This is a genomic window from Salinispora cortesiana (assembly GCF_000484695.1).
Lineage (GTDB): Bacteria > Actinomycetota > Actinomycetes > Mycobacteriales > Micromonosporaceae > Micromonospora > Micromonospora cortesiana.
Genome location: NZ_AXVR01000021.1, coordinates 14,360 through 32,517 on the forward strand (window position 1 = coordinate 14,360; position 18,158 = coordinate 32,517).

General features: G+C 72.8%; 19 protein-coding genes and 1 tRNA gene. 11 read left to right on the plus strand and 9 right to left on the minus strand.

Translation table 11 applies throughout. The features are described from left to right. Positions 1–18: 18 nt before the first annotated feature. The 3 genes from K228_RS0111770 to K228_RS0111780 all read right to left on the minus strand — a co-directional run bounded on the left by K228_RS0111770 (position 19) and on the right by K228_RS0111780 (position 3,203). On the minus strand, positions 19–603 hold the full coding sequence (locus K228_RS0111770; RefSeq protein ID WP_025618613.1) for a hypothetical protein: 585 nt from the start codon (positions 601–603) through the stop codon (positions 19–21). A 168-nt stretch (positions 604–771) separates the two neighbouring features. Continuing rightward, positions 772–1,521: a YcnI family copper-binding membrane protein gene (locus K228_RS0111775; RefSeq protein ID WP_025618614.1), complete on the minus strand. Its 750-nt coding sequence runs from the start codon at positions 1,519–1,521 to the stop codon at positions 772–774. A gap of 17 nt (positions 1,522–1,538) precedes the next feature. Beyond that, complete coding sequence (locus K228_RS0111780) at positions 1,539–3,203, minus strand: copper resistance CopC/CopD family protein (RefSeq protein WP_025618615.1); 1,665 nt, start codon at positions 3,201–3,203, stop codon at positions 1,539–1,541. Between the two features lie 287 nt (positions 3,204–3,490). On the opposite strand from K228_RS0111780, the gene K228_RS0111785 reads away from it, so the two are divergent. Next, positions 3,491–4,015 carry a MauE/DoxX family redox-associated membrane protein gene (locus K228_RS0111785; RefSeq protein ID WP_025618616.1) on the plus strand — a complete coding sequence of 175 codons (525 nt, stop codon included), beginning with the start codon at positions 3,491–3,493 and terminating at the stop codon, positions 4,013–4,015. Beyond that, entirely contained in the window at positions 4,008–4,724 is a 717-nt protein-coding gene (locus K228_RS0111790) for a DsbA family protein (RefSeq protein WP_025618617.1), read from the plus strand. The genes K228_RS0111785 and K228_RS0111790 overlap by 8 nt, the downstream gene beginning before the upstream one ends. Positions 4,725–4,736: 12 nt before the next feature. Here K228_RS0111790 and K228_RS0111795 read toward each other — a convergent pair whose 3' ends face one another. From K228_RS0111795 to K228_RS0111810, 4 genes are read right to left on the minus strand one after another with little or no spacing between them, the layout of a single operon-like run. After that, positions 4,737–5,489: an energy-coupling factor ABC transporter ATP-binding protein gene (locus tag K228_RS0111795; protein ID WP_025618618.1), complete on the minus strand. Its 753-nt coding sequence runs from the start codon at positions 5,487–5,489 to the stop codon at positions 4,737–4,739. A gap of 16 nt (positions 5,490–5,505) precedes the next feature. Next, positions 5,506–6,276 carry a cobalt ECF transporter T component CbiQ gene (gene cbiQ / locus K228_RS0111800; protein ID WP_025618619.1) on the minus strand — a complete coding sequence of 257 codons (771 nt, stop codon included), beginning with the start codon at positions 6,274–6,276 and terminating at the stop codon, positions 5,506–5,508. A gap of 10 nt (positions 6,277–6,286) precedes the next feature. Beyond that, positions 6,287–6,679 carry a PDGLE domain-containing protein gene (locus K228_RS0111805; RefSeq protein WP_025618620.1) on the minus strand — a complete coding sequence of 131 codons (393 nt, stop codon included), beginning with the start codon at positions 6,677–6,679 and terminating at the stop codon, positions 6,287–6,289. Then, positions 6,676–7,392 (minus strand): energy-coupling factor ABC transporter permease, encoded by a 717-nt coding sequence (locus tag K228_RS0111810; RefSeq protein ID WP_025618621.1) that lies wholly within the window; start codon positions 7,390–7,392, stop codon positions 6,676–6,678. Before K228_RS0111810 ends, K228_RS0111805 begins: the two co-directional genes overlap by 4 nt. Positions 7,393–7,620: 228 nt before the next feature. On the opposite strand from K228_RS0111810, the gene bcp reads away from it, so the two are divergent. Together bcp and K228_RS0111820 are read left to right on the plus strand one after the other, a co-directional pair. Beyond that, on the plus strand, positions 7,621–8,097 hold the full coding sequence (gene bcp, locus K228_RS0111815; protein ID WP_025618622.1) for a thioredoxin-dependent thiol peroxidase: 477 nt from the start codon (positions 7,621–7,623) through the stop codon (positions 8,095–8,097). Between the two features lie 113 nt (positions 8,098–8,210). Beyond that, positions 8,211–8,297, plus strand: a tRNA-Leu gene (locus K228_RS0111820). A 1-nt stretch (position 8,298) separates the two neighbouring features. On the opposite strand, the gene K228_RS0111825 is transcribed toward K228_RS0111820, so the two are convergent. Beyond that, positions 8,299–8,715, minus strand: a complete 417-nt coding sequence (locus K228_RS0111825; protein ID WP_025618623.1) for an ASCH domain-containing protein — start codon at positions 8,713–8,715, stop codon at positions 8,299–8,301. Positions 8,716–8,789: 74 nt separating this feature from the next. Here K228_RS0111825 and K228_RS0111830 point away from each other — a divergent pair, with 74 nt between their 5' ends. Beyond that, positions 8,790–9,332 carry a GNAT family N-acetyltransferase gene (locus K228_RS0111830; RefSeq protein WP_033776813.1) on the plus strand — a complete coding sequence of 181 codons (543 nt, stop codon included), beginning with the start codon at positions 8,790–8,792 and terminating at the stop codon, positions 9,330–9,332. 58 nt (positions 9,333–9,390) lie between these two features. Here K228_RS0111830 and K228_RS0111835 read toward each other — a convergent pair whose 3' ends face one another. Beyond that, positions 9,391–10,236 (minus strand): MOSC domain-containing protein, encoded by an 846-nt coding sequence (locus K228_RS0111835; protein WP_025618625.1) that lies wholly within the window; start codon positions 10,234–10,236, stop codon positions 9,391–9,393. A gap of 86 nt (positions 10,237–10,322) precedes the next feature. On the opposite strand from K228_RS0111835, the gene K228_RS0111840 reads away from it, so the two are divergent. Genes K228_RS0111840 through hutH form a run of 6 tightly spaced genes read left to right on the plus strand, consistent with a single transcriptional unit; the run spans position 10,323 to position 18,133 of the window. Continuing rightward, on the plus strand, positions 10,323–11,174 hold the full coding sequence (locus K228_RS0111840; RefSeq protein WP_025618626.1) for a MurR/RpiR family transcriptional regulator: 852 nt from the start codon (positions 10,323–10,325) through the stop codon (positions 11,172–11,174). Positions 11,175–11,184: 10 nt separating this feature from the next. Then, entirely contained in the window at positions 11,185–12,834 is a 1,650-nt protein-coding gene (gene hutU / locus K228_RS0111845; RefSeq protein ID WP_025618627.1) for a urocanate hydratase, read from the plus strand. A gap of 10 nt (positions 12,835–12,844) precedes the next feature. Next, positions 12,845–14,059, plus strand: a complete 1,215-nt coding sequence (locus tag K228_RS0111850) for an allantoate amidohydrolase (protein WP_025618628.1) — start codon at positions 12,845–12,847, stop codon at positions 14,057–14,059. After that, the gene (locus tag K228_RS0111855; RefSeq protein ID WP_025618629.1) at positions 14,056–15,414 is read left to right on the plus strand and encodes a formimidoylglutamate deiminase; all 1,359 of its coding nucleotides are present in this window, start codon (positions 14,056–14,058) and stop codon (positions 15,412–15,414) included. The genes K228_RS0111850 and K228_RS0111855 overlap by 4 nt, the downstream gene beginning before the upstream one ends. Next, positions 15,411–16,589 (plus strand): imidazolonepropionase, encoded by a 1,179-nt coding sequence (hutI, locus tag K228_RS0111860; protein ID WP_025618630.1) that lies wholly within the window; start codon positions 15,411–15,413, stop codon positions 16,587–16,589. The genes K228_RS0111855 and hutI overlap by 4 nt, the downstream gene beginning before the upstream one ends. Continuing rightward, positions 16,577–18,133, plus strand: a complete 1,557-nt coding sequence (gene hutH, locus K228_RS0111865; protein ID WP_025618631.1) for a histidine ammonia-lyase — start codon at positions 16,577–16,579, stop codon at positions 18,131–18,133. The genes hutI and hutH overlap by 13 nt, the downstream gene beginning before the upstream one ends. Positions 18,134–18,158: the final 25 nt, after the last annotated feature.

Here is an 18,158-nt window from a genome sequence, read left to right on the forward strand (position 1 = left end):
CCTCGCCGCGTCGAATCACTACCGCGCCGAGTCGAACGGAGCAGACGGCCGCAACCGCCGCCCCGGCAGCCGGCCGGAATCAGCCGGCACATCGGCCTCCGTCGGCTCGTTGAGCGGCCAGGCCGGGCCAGCCTCCGCGGCTCGCCGGCGCCCCACCAAGCCGATCGTGCGCTCCCCGGCTGGCCGCGGCATCGAGCGGGTTCGCTCACCGGAGGCACCGACCGACACGAGCTGCCGGGCCGACGGGACGAGCCGGCTTCCGTCTCGCGCGGCGACCGGCGGCTCCCCCGCCCGGGTAGCGGGTGCACCGAGCCCGCTGAGCGAGGTCACCCCCAGCCGGCGGGCGAGCAGCGGCACCTGGTCCGGCTCGACCACGAAGACCACCTCCCGGGGGCGAACCGGCCGCAGCAGCAGCGCCAGGGCCCCCGACACCAGCAGCGTCCCGCCAACCAGGAGGGCGGCGGTCACCGGGGCGACCCAGCTCTCCCGTAGCTCGGCGCGGAGGTCCAGGGTCAGGTCAGCACCGAGCGCGGCCCCACCGAGCAGCACCGGTATCCCGGTGACCAACAACCACACCCCGGCGACCACCCGCACGAAACGCACCGACTCCACCCCTCTCCGTAGTCGAGCACCCGGACGACCTTACCGACCTGAAGCGCCCAAACAGGGGATATCCACGGCCATCGCCGCGGAAAGGCACCGGCCCGTCGGAAATCCCGACGGGCCAGGCCGAGGGGCCGACAGGCCAGCGCCAGCCCCGGCGGGAACGGGTCAGGCCTTCGGCGCCGGCTCGCGCCGGGACCGGGTGAAGGCCAGCCCACCCAGCACCAGGCCGCCCAGGCCGGCGACCAGGCCGGCGACGCCGAGACCGACGGCCAGCCCGTCCCCCGCCGCCGCGTCATCCGCCGTCTCATCCGCCGCGGCCGGCGTCCCGTCCTGGGCTGCCGCCGAAACGGCGTCCGAAACGGCGTCCTCGGCGGCGACCAGCTCCAGCACCGGGGCCGGGGCCTCCGGCTCCACGCCGTCGGCGGTCGGCTCGTCGATCCACCGCACGATCGTGCCATCCGAGTACGTCTGCAACGCCTTGAAGACCATCGTGTCAACCGTGGGCAGCGGCCCCACCGAGACCGGGAAGTCCTGGAACGTGCCCGGCCCGATACCGACCTCGGGCTGCGCCGTCCAGGTGATCTTCGCTACCGCCTCGGTGATCTGGCTGCCGTGCACCTCCACCGGCTGGTCGAGCGTGCGCTTCTCCACCTCCGCCGTCCAGCCCGGGACCAGCTTCGTCGAGACCGATCCGAGCGGGGCGTTCTCCGGCAGGAAGATCTCCACCTTGGTGGTGGACTCGGTGTCACTCTCGTTCGGCACCTGGAAGACGAACTTGCCGTACCCGCCCTGGGTCGCCTCCTTCGGGTCGACCGTGATGTGCGCCGCGGCGGGCCCGGCGGAGCCAAACACGGCAGCGGCGACCGCGCCGAGCGCGAGGAGTGCGGTGGCGGAGCTGCGCCGGAGACGGATCATGAAATGGGAACCCTTTCCTACTTGACGGCCACGGTGGTCTCCACCGTGGCCTGGTCGATCTCAGACGTGCGGACGGTCACCCGCAGCTGCCAATCCCCGGACGCGGGCAGGTTGATCTCACCGGTCGCGTGGTTGTCGGTCAGTGGCAGCAACGGCACCTCGATCGGTTCGATTCCCGCCGCCGGCAGCGCGACGGTGGCCCGCCACTCCGCCACCGGCTGGGGTCGGTTGTCCGGGGTGTAGGCGTAGAAGTGGACCGAGTTGTTGCCGCGCTTGGCCGGGTCCACCTCGACCTGCAACGAGTACAACGAGCTGGTCAGGGTCGTCGAGAAGTAGCCGCTGTTGGACTGGGCGATGTCCGCGACCGCGGTCCGCGCCGGAGTGGTCTGGACCAGCGCCGCCGCCAGCCCAAGCAGCACGGCGGTGATCGCCAGCTCGATCATGATCGCCCGCCGCACCGGCGCCGGCCGCTCGGCCGCCGTGCGCCGACGCACCAGTGTCCGGGAGTACGCGGCCACCGCGACCACCAGAACGAAGAGCCCGATCTTGCCAAGCAACAGTCGACCGTACGGGGTGTCGACGAGGGCCGCGAAGGAGGCGACCTCGATCAGCGCCTGTACGACCCCGGCGACGAGCAGCGCGGAGACGGAGAGCGCCGCCCAGCGGGACCAGATCGGCAGAATCGCGGCCAGCTCCCCCTCGTCGGCCCGGCGCAGCAGGAAACCGACGAGCATCACCAGCCCGCCGAGCCAGACCGCCATGCCGCCCAGATGCACCGCGTCCACCACGACCGAGACCACCGGGGCCGGGGAGACCGCCGGATGCCCGGACAGGGGCCAGGTCAGCAGGGCCGCACCGCCGAGGACACCCAGGATCACCAGGTCGGTTCGGCCGACCGGGCCAGCCAACACCGGCCGAAGCACGAACGCCGCCGCCGCGAGGAGGCCCAGCCGGACCAGATGCGCGGTGCCGAAGGCGCTACCCAGCACCGTACTCAGGCCCGCACCGGTGACGTCGAAGACGCCGCCGCCGTTGGTGTAGGGGATCTGGAGCCAGCCCGTCGCCAGGGTGGCGAACGCCAGCAGGCCCAGGCCGGTCCACGCCAGCCGGGCCGGGCCGCGACGGGACAGCCGGCGGGGCCAGAGCAGGGCGAGGACCAGCACCGGGCCGACCAGGAGCAGCAAGCCGACGTAGCCGAGATACTTGCCGACCTTGATTCCGACACTCACCACCGGGTCGGCGCGGCTGTCACTGCCGCTGTCGACCGGGGGTGTTGACGGGGCACCGACGGAGTAGGTGAAGGCACCGGAGACCGGATGGCTGTCGGCCGAGATCACCCGAAAGCTGACCAGGTAGGTGCCGCGGCCGGAGTTCGGGTCGACCGGAATCGCGACGACGGTACCGTCGAAGCTGGGCTCGCCCCGATCAGCTCGCGACCCGTCCGGCGCGATCACCCGGGTCTTGCCGGGCACCTTGCGGACCGACTCGCTGAAGGTGAGGACCACCTCGGTGGGTGCGTCCGGCACCACCGCCGACGAGGCCGGGCTGCTACTCACCAGCACCGCGTGGGCGCTGGCCGGGCCGGCCGGGGCGACCAGTAGGGCAACGAGGGCGATCAGGAGACCACCGACGGCGGTGAGCCGGGCGGTCCAGCGGCGGAGGACGACACTCATGCCGGTCATGCTCACCCAGAACGCTCCCTGATGCCCAACCGGACCTGGATCGGCGGGTGACCCGCGACCGGGCCGCCTCTCCCCGCTCATCAATGGGTAGTCGGATCGCGCCCCGGAAAAGTTCCCGACGTGGCAAACCCCATCTAGGGACAAAGGTCCCTACCGTCCCAGCTCGCTCCGCGTAGCCTGGACTGTCATGATCCCGCCCTCGCGCGACACCGCATCCGCTGGTCCCGCCGTTGGCGTGGCGTGGGTCCGTTGAGCGCGGGAACTTGCCGGGGGCGAGGAGCGACCACATGAGCGTGACCACATCGGGTAGCCGCTTTCTCCGCTGGCCGGTCGTCCGCCCCTGGATCGGCCTCGCCGTCCGACTCGGCCTGGCCGCGGTCTGGCTCCTCGCCGGCGCCGCCAAGGTCGGGGACCTCGCCGCCTCCGGCCGGGCGGTAAACGCGTACCAAATCTTCCCGTACGACGTGTCGGCCGTGCTCGGCGCCGCGCTGCCTTTCCTCGAGCTGGCCCTCGGCGTACTCGTGCTGCTCGGGTTGGCGACCCGGCTGACCGCCGGGGTCTCCGTGGCGCTGCTGCTGGTCTTCATCGCCGGCATCATCTCGGCCTGGGCCCGCGGGTTGAACATCGACTGCGGCTGTTTCGGCATCGGCGGCGAGCTGGCCCCGGGGCAGGCCCCGAGCTACCTCCCGGAGATCCTCCGGGACCTGGGATTCCTGGCGTTGGCCGGGTTCCTGTTGATCTGGCCCCGCACCCCGTTCTCGGTGGACGGCTGGTTGCTGGGCGAACGCGCAGTGGAGGACGAGGATGAGTAGTCGGAAGGGCCGCAAGGATGCCGCCCGGATGGTCCGGGAGCAGCTGGCCCAGGAGCGGCGGCGCAAGCGGACGCTGTGGGTGTCGGTGACCGCCGTCTTCGTGCTGGTGATCGCCGGCTTCGTCGGCTGGGCCGTCTACTCCGAGCAGCGCGCCGGCGAGTTCACCCCGCCACCGGGTGCCAACGAGGCCGGCACGGGCATCGTGTACGGCTCCGGGCCGGTCACCATCGACCTGTACGAGGACTACCTCTGCCCGGCCTGCAAGCAGTTCCAGGAGATCAGCGGCGAGACCGTTGACCAGCTCGCGGACGAGGGCAAGGCGCAGGTGGTCTTCCACCCGGTGGCGATCCTGGACAGTCGCTCCACCACCCAGTACTCGACCCGCTCCTCCGCCGCCGCGGGCTGCGCCTCGGCCGGCGGGAAGTTCCGCGAGTTCAGCGAGGCGCTCTTCGTGCAGCAGCCGGGCGAGGACGGCGCCCAGTTCAACAACGACGAGCTGATCGACATCGGAGTCGGCGTCGGGCTGGACCGGGACAGCTTCGGCTCCTGCGTCAAGGACGGCACCTATCTGTCCTGGACCAAGCACGTGACCGAGGAGTCCAGCCGGGCGAACGTCTCCGGCACGCCGACGGTCCTGGTCAACGGGGAGCCGGTCGCCGACTGGACGTCGCCGGAGAACATCCGGGCCGCGGTGGAGGCCGCCAGCTGATCCGTACCCGGATCAGCGGGGCGTCGGACGGGGTGTGAATCCGTAGGGCAGTTCGAGGCGGTGCCGGGCGAGCAGCGCCTCGTCTGCCAGGATCTCCCCGGTGGGGCCGTCGGCGACGAGCCGGCCGGCGTCCAGGATGACCGAGCGTTCGCACAGCTCCAACGCGTACGGCAGATCATGGGTGACCATCAGCAGGGTCACCGGCAGGGCCCGCAGGATCTCGGCCAGTTCACGCCGGGCAGCCGGGTCGAGGTTGGACGACGGCTCGTCCAGCACCAGGATCTCCGGGTGCATGGCGAGCACCGTCGCCACCGCGACCCGGCGGCGCTGCCCGAACGACAGGTGGTGCGGGGCGCGGTCCCGGTGCTCGCTCATCCCGACCGCGGTGAGCGCCTCGTCCACCCGGGTCGTCAGCTCGGCGCCGCGCAGCCCGAGGTTGGCCGGGCCGAACGCCACGTCCTCGGCGACGGTGGGCAGGAAGAGCTGGTCGTCCGGGTCCTGGAAGACGATGCCCACCCGCCGACGTACCTCGGCCAGGGTTGACCGGTCCGGGCGGACGGTCAACCCGCCGACGGTCACCCTCCCTGCGGTGGGGGTGAGGATGCCGTTGAGGTGCAGCACCAGGGTGGTCTTCCCGGCGCCGTTCGGCCCGAGCAGCGCCACCCGGTCGCCGCGGGGCACGGTCAGCTCCACGCCGCGCAGCGCCGCATGCCCATCCGGGTAGGCGTAGTGCACGTCGTGCACGTCGAGGCTGGGAGGCGTCATCGGCTGCACGCTCCGATCATGTCAGGACCAGGGCGGTGGCGGCGACGCCGGCCGCTACGGCGGGGACGGTCGAGGCGGCCAGCCACTGCCCGACGGTCGCCGCCTCCGCGCCCTGCCACACCTGGGGCATCCGCCCGGTGTAGCCACGGGACAGCATCGCCAGGTACACCCGCTCGCCCCGCTCGTAGGCGCGCAGGAAAAGCGCCCCGACTCCGGTCGCGAAACCCCGCAGCTGCCACACGAAGCGCGGATCGTCTCCCCGGGACAGGCGGGCCACCCGCATTCGCCGGGCCTCGCCGACCAGCACTTCCAGGTAGCGCAGCATGAAGGTGGCGATCTGGGTGAGCAGCTGCGGGCAGCGCAGCCGGTCCAACCCGATGATCAGGTCCCGGGTGGTGGTGGTCGCGGCCAGCAGCAACGACGCCAGGACACCCAGGGTGCCCTTGGCGAGGATGTTCCACGCCCCGTACAGCCCGTCCACGGAGACCGACAGGCCGAGGAGTTCGGTCCGCTCGCCCGCGCCGAGGAACGGCAGGGCGAACGCGAACAGCACGAACGGCAGCTCGATCAGCGACCGGCGCAGCAGCCAGCCGGGCCGGACCCGGGCCACCGCCGCGACCGCCACCACCAGCACGGCGTAGCCGCCGAAGGCCCAGAGCGCCTCCCGGGGGGTGGCGACCACGGCGAGGGTGAAGGCCACCATCGCCGCGATCTTCACCTCGGGGGGCAACCGGTGCACCGGCGAGTCGGAGCAGTGGTAGAGCAGCTGGGTGTGCCCGGCGCCCACGGCCCGCTCCTCAGCCCACTCCGGCGGCGGAGGTCGACTGCGCCGCGTCCCCATCCCCGGTGGGCTGCTGCCCGGCCCGACGACGGACCAGCCAGAAGCCGCCCCCGGCCAGGGCGAAGGTCAGCAGCACGCCGACGACGCCGGAGAGCCCGGTGGCGAGGGCGTCGTCGGCGATGCCGGTGACGCCGTAGTCGGCCAGTGGGCCACCGATCTCGTGCTCCTGTTCCCGCTGCGCCGGACAGTCACCGCCGGTGACCGCGCCCTCCGCGTCAACGGTGCAGCCCTCCCGCAGCGCGGACTCCAACCCGTCCGGGTCGGCCGACGCGAAGCCGCTCACCACCCCGGCCAGCAGCAGGGAGACCAGCAGCCCGCTGGCGATGAAGCCCCAGGTCCGTTTCCTCACCGGGCACCTCCAACAGCCGGAATGGGGGTCGACGCGACCGGTCCACGGGCGCGCAGCGCATACACAAGGTCGGGTCGGGTCTTCGCGACGGTCAGCACCGTCATCGCGGTGATCAGGCCCTCGCCGATGCCGATCAGCAGGTGTGTGCCGGCGATCGTGCCGGCCAGCCCGGCGATGTTGTCACCGAGATCGACGGCGCCACCGAGCTGGTACTGGAGGACGAAGCCCAGCGCCGCCGCCACGACGCTGACCAGCGCCGAGACGAACGCCGTCACGGCGAGCCCGGCCGGCGTACGCGGCAGCACCCGCAGCAGCGCGACGATCAGCAGGTACGCGGCGGCGGTGCCGACGATCGCCAGGTTGGTAATGTTGAGACCGAGCATCGCCACGCCGCCGTCGCCGAAGACCAGCGCCTGCACGGTCAGCACGACGGCCACGCAGAGCGCGCCGACCCACGGCCCCACCAGCAGTGCGGCGAGCGCACCACCGAGCAGGTGGCCGCTGACCCCGGCGGTGAAGATCGGAAAGTTAATCATCTGCACGGCGAAGATGAAGGCGGCGACCAGGCCAGCCATCGGCGCCAGCCGATCGTCCAGGTGTTGCCGGCCGCGCTGGACGCAGAGCGCCATCGCCGCCAGCGCGATCACCGCGAAGATCGCGGCGACGGGACCGTTAATGATCCCGTTAGAGATATGCATCGCCAGGTTCTCCACGCGACCTCCCCACGTGTCCGGCGGGTCTGTCCACGCCACCGCAACAGGCTATTAGGAGACCTAAGTTATTGCCAATCCTTGGCAACAAGAGATGACGTCGATCACGTCGCCGCCGCTGCCAGGGCGAACAGGGTCGCGACCGGACACGCTCCTCGCCCGAGAACCGAGCGCCACGCCACCGAGTCACCAAAGCGAACCGGGGGCTGGCGCGACGGTAGGGTCGCAGCCATGACCGCGCCTGCCCGCCTCTCCCCCGGCGACACCGCCCCCGACTTCACCCTCCCCACCGACAGCGGCGACCAACTCTCGCTGGCCGACCTCCGCGGCCGCAAGGTGCTGCTCTACGCCTACCCGGCCGCGATGACCCCCGGCTGCACCAAGCAGGCCTGCGACTTCCGTGACTCCCTCGCCGCACTCCAGGCCGCCGGCTACGAGGTCGTCGGCATCTCCCCGGACAAACCGGAGAAGCTGGCCAAGTTCCGCGAGCGGGACGCCATCACGTTCCCGCTCGTCTCCGACACCGACCGGGCGGTGCTCGCTGCCTACGGGGCGTACGGCGAGAAGCAGTCATACGGCCGGACGGTCACCGGGGTCATCCGCTCGACCTTCGTCATCGACGCCGACGGGCGCATCGAGCGGGCGTTCTACAACGTCCGGGCGACCGGCCACGTCGCCAAGATCCGTCGCGATCTCGGCCTGGACTGACGACGCCCGCCGGCCGCGCCCCCACGTCCCTGCCTGGCTATCGCCCGGCACGCCGAGCTGACCACCGGGCGGGGCGCGGGCCCGCCACCGGAGGCTCTAGACTCTTCCCGCAAGCGGGAGTGGCGTAATTGGCAGCCGCGCAGGTCTTAGGAGCCTGTGTCCGAGAGGACGTGGGGGTTCGAGTCCCCCCTCCCGCACCACTCAGAGGGTCTCCACCAGCCGGAACCGCTCCAGCACGGCCAGTGTGTCGTCGTCCACGGTGAAATCCGGATCACCGATCCATCCGCGGTAGTCCGCCCCGTGCCAGTACTTCTCGTGCCCCGCTCGCCAGGCGGCGACCGAGTCGTCCCCCTCGCCCTCGTCCCGGGCGTGGTCCAGGTCCACGTCGCCGAGCCGGCTGACCCGCACCTCGGTCAGCTCGATCACGGCCACCGGACGGCCAGCAGAATCGATCACCGCCGCCCGGGTGCCCGCGACCGGCAGCGCCTCCCCTTCGATCTCGTAGTCCTGGCGCAGGCCGGTCGTGGTGGTCTTGGTCCCCGCGAGCACCAGGGCGACCAGCTTGTCCCGCAACGGGCCGGGGAAGGCGAACTCGAACGGTGGCAGCTCTGCGATCATGGCGGGACCCTAACCTGATTCGCCCCGTCGGGCTCATCACTTTCTCCGGCGACGGCCCGACCCGACCGGTCAGGATGAGCAGCGTGGCCCTCCGGTTCGTGCTCGACCCCGACCTGACGCCCGAGCTCCGCGCGGAGATCATCGCGCTCTGGGTTGACGTCACCAACGCCGGTGGTGCGGTGGGCTTCGTCGCGCCGGTCACCGCCGCCGAGGTGCGGACCATCGCCGACCCGACCCTCGCGGCGATCGCCGACGGTCCGGATCGGCTGCTCCTCGGCTACGCCGGCGACCGGCTCGCCGCGATGGCGATCTTCATCGACAACCGGTTTCACCTGAAGACCCACTATCGGGTCCTGACCCGGGTCATGGTCCACCCGGGCTGTCAGGGCGAGGGCTACGGCCTGGAGCTGATGCGCGCGGCGGAACGGATCGGCCGCCGGTGGGGGCTCGCCGCGCTCCAGATCACCGTCCGGGACGGGTTGGGGCTGGACCGCTTCTACCGGCACCTCGGCTACCGCGAGGTGGGGCGGTTGCCGGGCGCGCTGCGGGTGGCGGCGGGAGATGACCGGGACGAGCTCCACATGTGGCTCGATCTGAGCACCGACCGGCCGGGGTGATGAACGAACTCCCGGGGGGTGAGCCGCGGGTCGGATGATCAGCGGCGCCCCGGGACGATCAGCGGCCGGCTCGAATCGGCTGCGGCCAGTCGGCGGGCACGACCTCGTCGCCGACGGCGACCCGGCCGGTCTCGACGGGCACCAGGTGCAGCCCGAAGCGGAGCTTCTGCCGCACGTTGCGGTAGCGGCCGAGGGTCACCAGCGGCTCCTTCCCCCGGGCTCCGGTCTCCTGGTCGGTGGTGGTGACCACGCAGCGACCAGCCGAGCCAGCGGCGCGGAAGGTGACACCACCGATCCGCACCGGGCGGGCGGCCCAACCGTCCTCCGCCCAGGCCGGCGCTCCGGTGACCACGAGGTTCGGGCGGAACCGGGTCATCGACACCGGTGGCTCGCCGGCCTCGGCCAGCCACCCGTTGAGCGCGTCGAGCGAGGCGGTGCTGGTCAGCAGGATCGGGGCCTCGTCGGCGAAGGTGACCTGGTCGCCTGGGTCATGCTCGCGGTCGGCGGCGGGGATGTGGCGGGCTGGCCGGGCCAGCCACACCAGGCGGGCCGGGCGGCCGAGGAACCGGCTGACCCAGGTCTCGGCGGCCGCGCCGGCAGCGTGCGCCCACACGTCCAGCTTGCGGCTGCGGAAGGTGCGCACGGCGATCGGGGCACCGTCCACCGGCTCCGCGACGTCGAGGTCGGGGTGGCCGGCGGCATGCAGGGTGAGCCCGCCGGCTCGGGCCACCGCGCGCAGCGCGACGAGGCTGCTGACCTCGCGTTGGGTGATGCCGACGCCCGCCGCGTCAACGAGCATCCAGCGCCGGTCGCCGGCCAGGCCCCAGGGCAGCACCGGGGCGGCATCGTGGTCCCGCCGCCGACACCCCTTGACGGGGTAGGTGTGAATAGCGCTCAGCCGCATCGATCCAGCCTGCCACTCGCACCCCGCCGACGCCGGCCGCAGCGGCCCCGGTTGCCGATGAAAGTTTCTATGCATAAGGTCGAAACATGAATGAAGCATCCGTCGTCCCCCCGGGTGACCGGGTGCTGGACCTGTTTCGAGGGGTTCGGCTCACCCCGACCCAGCGACGGATCGCACACTGCCTCGTCCAGCAGGGCCCGGCGGTGGCATACCTGTCGGCGGCGGAGGTCGCCGAGTTGGCCGGGGTGAGTCAACCCTCGGTGACCCGCTTCGCGATGGCCCTCGGCCACGACGGCTACCCCGCCCTGCGCCGCCACCTCCGGGAGCTGACCGCGACACGCCGCGGCGAACGACCAAACTCGGACAACGAACTCCAGCAGGCGGTACGCGCCGAAATCGAGAACCTGGACCGGCTCGCCGACCAGTTCGCCGACCGGGACCGCGTAGCCGCCGCCGGCCGGCTCCTGGCCGCCAGCCACCCGCTGCCGGTGCTCGGCCTCCGCGCCGCCGCGCCGCTGGCCGCCTACTTCGCCTACTTCGCCGCCAAGGTGCTCCCGGACGTACGGGTCCTCGACGACGGCGGCAGCCTGCTCACCGACCGGATCGAACAGGCCGCCGAGGCCGGCGCGACCGCCCTGCTCGCCCTCGTGCTGCCCCGTTACCCCCGGGAGGCCCTCGACGCCCTGCGCGAGGCCCGGACGGCGGGCCTGACCGTCGTCGCCATCACCGACTCGCCGGTCAGCCCGGCCGGCGAGCACGCCGACGTGGTGCTACCCGCCGCCGTCGGCGCACAACTCGTGTTCGACCTACACACCGCACCGATGACCCTGGCCATGGTGCTACTCCAGGCGATCTGCGACGCCGCACCCGTACAAACCCAACGGCGGTTGGAGGCGTTCGAAGCCTCCGCCGCCCGTCGTCAGTTGTTCCTCGGTTAGGAGGTTCCTCATGACCCAGCCGATCCGCGCCGCGCGCGGCACCACCCTCACCGCCCGGGGCTGGCCCCAGGAAGCCGCACGGCGGATGCTGATGAACAACCTCGACCCGGAGGTGGCCGAACGCCCCGAGGACCTGGTCGTCTACGGCGGGACCGGGAAGGCCGCGCGGGACTGGCCGTCGTACCGCGCGCTGTTGAACACCCTCACCGAGCTGCGCGACGACGAGACGATGCTGGTGCAGTCCGGCCGGCCGGTCGCGGTGATGCGGACCCACGAGTGGGCGCCGCGGGTGCTGCTGGCCAACTCCAACCTGGTCGGCGACTGGGCCACCTGGCCGGAGTTCCGTCGGCTGGAGCAGCTCGGCCTGACCATGTACGGGCAGATGACCGCCGGGTCGTGGATCTACATCGGCACCCAGGGCATCCTCCAGGGCACCTACGAGACGTTCGCGGCCGTCGCCGCGAAGCGGTTCGGCGGGTCGCTGGCCGGCACGCTGACGCTGACCGCCGGCTGCGGTGGGATGGGTGGGGCACAGCCACTCGCTGTGACCATGAACGGCGGCGCCTGCCTGATCGTGGACGTCGACCGCTCCCGCCTCGAACGCCGGGTACGCGAGCGCTACCTGGACGAGGTAGCCGACTCGCTCGACGATGCGGTGCAGCGGGCAACCGCCGCCCGCAACGAACGGCGGGCGCGCAGCATCGGCGTGGTCGGCAACGCGGCCACCGTCTTCCCCGAACTGCTGCGCCGCGGCGTCCCGGTGGACGTGGTCACCGACCAGACCAGCGCCCACGACCCGCTGTCGTACCTGCCGGAGGGGGTTGAGCTGGCCGACGCCCGCGACTACGCGGCGGCCAAACCGGCCGAGTTCACCGACCGGTCCCGCGCGTCGATGGCCCGACACGTCGAAGCGATGGTCGGCTTCCTCGACGCGGGCGCCGAGGTCTTCGACTACGGCAACTCGATCCGCGGCGAGGCGCAGCTCGGTGGCTACTCGCGCGCCTTCGACTTCCCAGGTTTCGTCCCCGCCTACATCCGGCCGCTGTTCTGCGAGGGCAAGGGCCCGTTCCGGTGGGCGGCGCTCTCCGGCGACCCGGCCGACATCGCCGCCACCGACCGGGCGATCCTCGAACTCTTCCCGGAGAACGAGCAGCTGGCCCGCTGGATCCGGATGGCCGGCGACCGGGTGGCGTTCCAGGGGCTACCGGCCCGGATCTGCTGGCTCGGCTACGGCGAACGAGACCGGGCCGGGGTACGGTTCAACGAGATGGTCGCCGCCGGAGAGCTCTCCGCGCCGGTGGTCATCGGCCGAGATCACCTGGACTGCGGTAGCGTCGCCAGCCCATACCGGGAGACCGAGGCGATGGCCGACGGCTCCGACGCGATCGCCGACTGGCCGCTGCTCAACGCCCTGGTAAACACCGCCAGCGGGGCCTCCTGGGTCTCCCTGCACCACGGTGGCGGGGTCGGGATCGGCCGCTCCATCCACGCCGGCCAGGTCTGCGTCGCCGACGGCAGCGCCCTCGCCGGGCAGAAGATCGAACGAGTCCTCACCAACGACCCGGCGATGGGCGTCGTACGGCACGTTGACGCCGGCTACGACGACGCCCGGCAGGTCGCCGAGCGGACCGGCCTGCAGATCCCGATGGCGAAGGCGTAAGGAGAGCTCCGTGTTGACGCATCCGGTGGTGGAGGGCTCCCTTCCGCGCAGGTTCCGGCGGCTCTGGGACGAGATCGCGCCGATCGGCCGGGACGACCGTAGCGGCGGGTACCTGCGGTACGCGCTGACCGACCCGGAGCTGCGGCTGCGGGAGTGGTTCCGGGCCCAGGCCGACCAGCGCGACATGCCGGTGACCGACGACGGCAACGGCAACCTCTTCGCCTGGTGGGGTGCCCCGGAGGCGGGGAACGCGGTGCTCACCGGCAGCCACTTCGACTCGGTACCGCACGGCGGGGCGTTCGACGGGCCGCTCGGCATCGTCAGCGCCTTCCTCGCCGTGGACGAGCTCCGTGCCGCCGGCACCACCCCCACCCGGCCAATCGCGGTCGCGGCCTTCGTGGAGGAGGAGGGCGCCCGGTTCGGCGTACCGTGTCTGGGGTCCCGGCTGCTCACCGGCGCGCTGCCGGCTGACCGGGCGGCCGAGCTGCGCGACCCGGCCGGGGTGAGCTTCGCCGAGGCGCTGGGCGGCCCGCCGGCCGGTGCCCGGCCGGAGCTGCTCGGGCGCTTCGCCGCCTTCGTCGAGCTCCACGTCGAGCAGGGCCGGGCCCTGGTCGAGCAGGCCGCGCCGGTCGCCGTCGCCAGCGCGATCTGGCCGCACGGCCGGTGGCGTTTCGACTTCACCGGCGAGGGAAACCACGCGGGTACGACCCGGATGATGGACCGCCGCGACCCGATGCTCACGTACGCGTTCACGGTGCTCGCCGCGAACAAGGAGGCCCGGCGGCTCGGCGCCCACGCCACGGTCGGCCGGGTACGGGTGGAGCCGAACGCCACCAACGCCATCCCGTCTGCGGTGACCGGCTGGCTGGACGCTCGCGCGGCCGAGCCGGAGACCCTCTCCGGGCTGGTCGAGGCGGTCCACGACCGGGCCGCCGAGCGGGCCCGACGCGACGGCACCGGGTTGCGGCTGACCGAGGAGTCGGCCACGCCCCTCGTCGCGTTCGACGGCGGGCTGGCCGACCGGCTCGCCCGACTGCTCGACGCGCCGGTGCTGCCGACCGGGGCCGGGCACGACGCCGGCGTGCTGGCCGGACACCTGCCCACCGCGATGCTCTTCGTCCGCAACCCCACCGGGGTGTCGCACTCCCCCGCGGAGTCGGCGAACGACGACGACTGCGCGGCCGGGGTGCAAGCCCTCGCCGCCGCGCTGGAGGAGCTGACATGACCCGCTGGCTGGCCGAGTACGCGTGGCTACCCGAGCAGCCCGAGCCGACCCCGGACGTGCTGATCGAGACCGCTGCCGGCCGGATCACCGGGGTCACCCCGCTGACCACCGGGGGCGAGCCGACCACCGGGGTCGAGGTCCTCGCCGACGCGGTCCGCCTGCCCGGGCTGACCCTGCCGGGGCTGGCCAACGCGCACTCGCACGCCTTCCACCGCGCGTTGCGCGGCCGCACCCACGGCGGTCGCGGCGACTTCTGGACCTGGCGGGACCGGATGTACGAGGTGGCCGCCCGGCTGGATCCGGAGAGCTACCTCGCGCTCGCCCGCGCCGCATATGCGGAGATGGCGCTGGCCGGAGTCACCTGCGTCGGCGAGTTCCACTACCTGCACCACGGCCCGGACGGCACCCCGTACGCCGACCCGAACGCGATGGGGGCCGCCCTGGTCGAGGCGGCGGCGCACGCCGGGATCCGGCTGACCCTGCTGGATGCCTGCTACCTGACCGCCACCGTGACCGGTGAGCCGCTGGCCGGGCCGCAGCGACGCTTCGGCGACGGTGACGCCCTGCGCTGGGCGGAGCGGGCAGCGGCGTTCGCCCCCACCGACGCGCACGTACGGGTGGGCGCGGCGATCCACTCGGTGCGCGCCGTGCCCGCCGACCAACTGGCGACGGTGGCCGGCTCGGCGCGGGAGCGGGGCGTCCCGCTGCACCTGCACCTCTCCGAGCAGCCGTCCGAGAACGATGCCTGCCGGGCCGCGCACGGCTGCACCCCCACCCGGCTGCTGGCCGACCGGGGAGTCCTCGACCCGCACACCACCGCCGTACACGCCACCCACCCCACCAGCTCGGACGTGGTCCTGCTCGGGGAGAGCCGCACCGGGGTCTGCCTCTGCCCCACCACCGAGCGGGACCTCGCCGACGGGATCGGACCGGCCCGCCGGATGGCCAACGCCGGCAGCCCACTGAGTCTCGGCAGCGACAGCCACGCGGTGGTGGACCTCTTCGAGGAGGCGCGCGCGGTGGAGCTGGACGAGCGGCTGCGCACCCGGCAGCGCGGTCACTTCACCGTCGGCGAGCTGGTCACCGCGGCCACCTCCGCCGGGCACGCCGCCCTCGGCTGGGGCGACGCCGGCCGGCTGGCCGTGGGTAGCCGGGCCGACCTGGTCACCCTCCGGCTGGACAGCCCGCGGACCGCGGGGGTACCGGCGGCCGGTGCGGTCTTCGCCGCCACCGCGGGGGATGTCCACCAGGTGGTGGTGGATGGCCAGGTGGTGGTGCAGGACGGACGGCACTGCACCGTTGACGTCCCCACCGAGCTGGCCACGTCGATCGCGGAGGTGACCGGAGCGCCATGAGTAGCCTGCTGTTGGACAACATCGGAGAGCTGGTCACCAACACGGCCGCCGGGGAGGGGCCGCTGGGCATCCGCCGCGACGCCGCCGTGCTCGTCGAGGACGGGGTGGTGGCCTGGGTCGGGTCGAGCCGGGAGGCGCCCGCCGCCGACCAACGCATTGATGCCGAGTCAGCGGCCGTACTGCCCGGCTTCGTGGACAGCCACGCCCACCTGGTCTTCGCCGGGGACCGGGCGGTCGAGTTCGCCGCCCGGATGGCCGGCGAGCCGTACACCGGCGGCGGTATCCGCACCACGGTCGGCGCGACCCGGGCCGCCACCGACGACGAGCTACGCGCCACGGCCCGCCGGCTACACGCGGAGGCGCTGCGGCAGGGCACCACCACCATCGAGATCAAGAGCGGGTACGGCCTCACCGTCGACGACGAGGCCCGCTCGCTGCGGATCGCCGCCGAGGTGAGCTCGGAGACCACCTTCCTCGGGGCGCACCTCGTCCCCGCCGAGTACGCCGACCGGCCGGACGACTACGTCGACCTGGTCTGCGGCCCAATGCTCGCCGCCGCCGCGCCGTACGCCCGCTGGGTGGATGTCTTCTGTGAGCGGGGCGCCTTCGACGCCGACCACACCCGCGCGATCCTGACCCGTGGCCAGGCCGCCGGGCTGGGCACCCGACTGCACGCCAACCAGCTTGGTCCGGGTCCGGGGGTCCAGCTCGGGGTGGAGCTGGGGGTGGCCAGCGTTGATCACTGCACCCACCTCACCGACGCCGACGTTGACGCGCTCGTCGGAGCCGACGGAACGACCGTCGCCACCCTGTTGCCGGGGGCGGAGTTCTCCACCCGCTCGCCCTACCCGGACGCCCGGCGGCTGCTCGACGCGGGCGTGATCGTGGCGCTGGCCACCGACTGCAACCCCGGGTCGTCGTACACCTCGTCGGTGCCGTTCTGCATCGCGCTGGCCGTCCGGGAGATGCGGATGAGCCCCTCGGAGGCGGTCTGGGCGGCCACCGCCGGCGGTGCCGCGGCGCTGCGCCGCACCGACGTGGGTCGGCTGGCGCCCGGCGCCCGGGCCGACCTGATGATCCTCGACGCCCCGTCCCACCTGCACCTGGCCTACCGGCCGGGGGTTCCACTGATCCGCCAGGTCCTGCACAACGGAGTACCGCAATGTCGACCGTAGTCATTCAGCCAACCGGGGTCACCCCCGCCGACGTGCTCACCCCCGCCGACGTGCTCGCCGTCGCCCGCGGCAACGCCAAGGTCGTCCTCGACCCGACGGCGATCGACGCGATGACCGCCAGCCGGTCCGTCGTGGACGGGATCGAGGCCGCCGGCCAGCCGGTATACGGCGTGAGCACCGGCTTCGGGGCCCTCGCCAACACCTTCGTCGCCCCGCAGCGGCGGGCGGAGCTACAGCACGCGCTGATCCGTTCGCACGCCGCCGGGGTGGGGACCGCCATGCCCCGCGAGGTGGTGCGGGCGATGATGCTGCTGCGCGTCCGTTCCCTCGCGTTCGGCCGCTCCGGAGTCCGGCCGCTGGTCGCCACCGCACTGGTGGACCTGCTCAACCACGATGTCACCCCGTGGGTGCCCGAGCACGGGTCGCTGGGGGCCTCCGGGGATCTGGCGCCGCTGGCGCACTGCGCGCTGGCGCTACTCGGCGAGGGCTGGGTGCTGGGCGCGGCCGGTGACCGGATCCCAGCCGGCGAGGCGCTACGCCGGGCCGGTATCACGCCGATCGAGCTGGCCGCCAAGGAAGGGCTGGCACTAATCAACGGCACCGACGGCATGCTCGGCATGCTGCTGATGGCCAACCACGACGCCGCGCACCTGTTCACCCTGGCCGACGTGACGGCCGCCCTGGCCATCGAGGCGATGCTCGGCACGGACCGACCGTTCCAGCCCGAGCTGCACACCATCCGGCCGCACCCCGGTCAGGCCACCTCGGCGGCGAACATCCACCGCCTGCTCCAGGACTCGGCGGTGATGGAGTCACACCGCGACGACGTGGTGCACGCGGTGCAGGACGCGTACTCGATGCGGTGCGCGCCGCAGGTCGCCGGCGCGGCCCGGGACACCCTGGACTTCGCCCGACAGGTGGCGGGCCGGGAATTGGTCTCGGTGGTGGACAACCCGGTGGTCCTGCCGGACGGCCGGGTCGAGTCGACCGGGAACTTCCACGGCGCGCCGCTCGGCTTCGCCGCGGACTTTCTCGCCGTCGCCGCCGCCGAGGTCGGTGCGATCGCCGAGCGGCGGGTGGACCGGCTGCTCGACGTGACCCGCTCGCGGGACCTGCCGGCGTTCCTCTCCCCCGACGCCGGGGTCAACTCCGGGCTGATGATCGCCCAGTACACGGCGGCCGGCATCGTCGCGGAAAACCGCCGACTCGCCGCCCCCGCCTCGGTGGACTCCCTGCCCACCAGCGGTATGCAGGAAGACCACGTGTCGATGGGCTGGGCGGCGACCAAGAAGCTGCGGACCGTCCTGGACAACCTGACCAGTCTGCTCGCGGTCGAGCTCCTCGCCGCGGTCCGCGGGCTCCAGCTCCGGGCGCCGCTACAGCCGTCGCCGGCCGGACGGGCCGCCATTGCCGCGTTGGCCGGTGCCGCCGGGGAGCCCGGCCCGGACATCTTCCTCGCGCCGGTGTTGGAGACCGCCCGTTCGGTGATTGCCGGACCGGAGCTTCGGGCGGCGATCGAACGTGAGGTCGGGAAGCTGGCCTGACCCTCTCACGTGCCGGGCAGCGGTT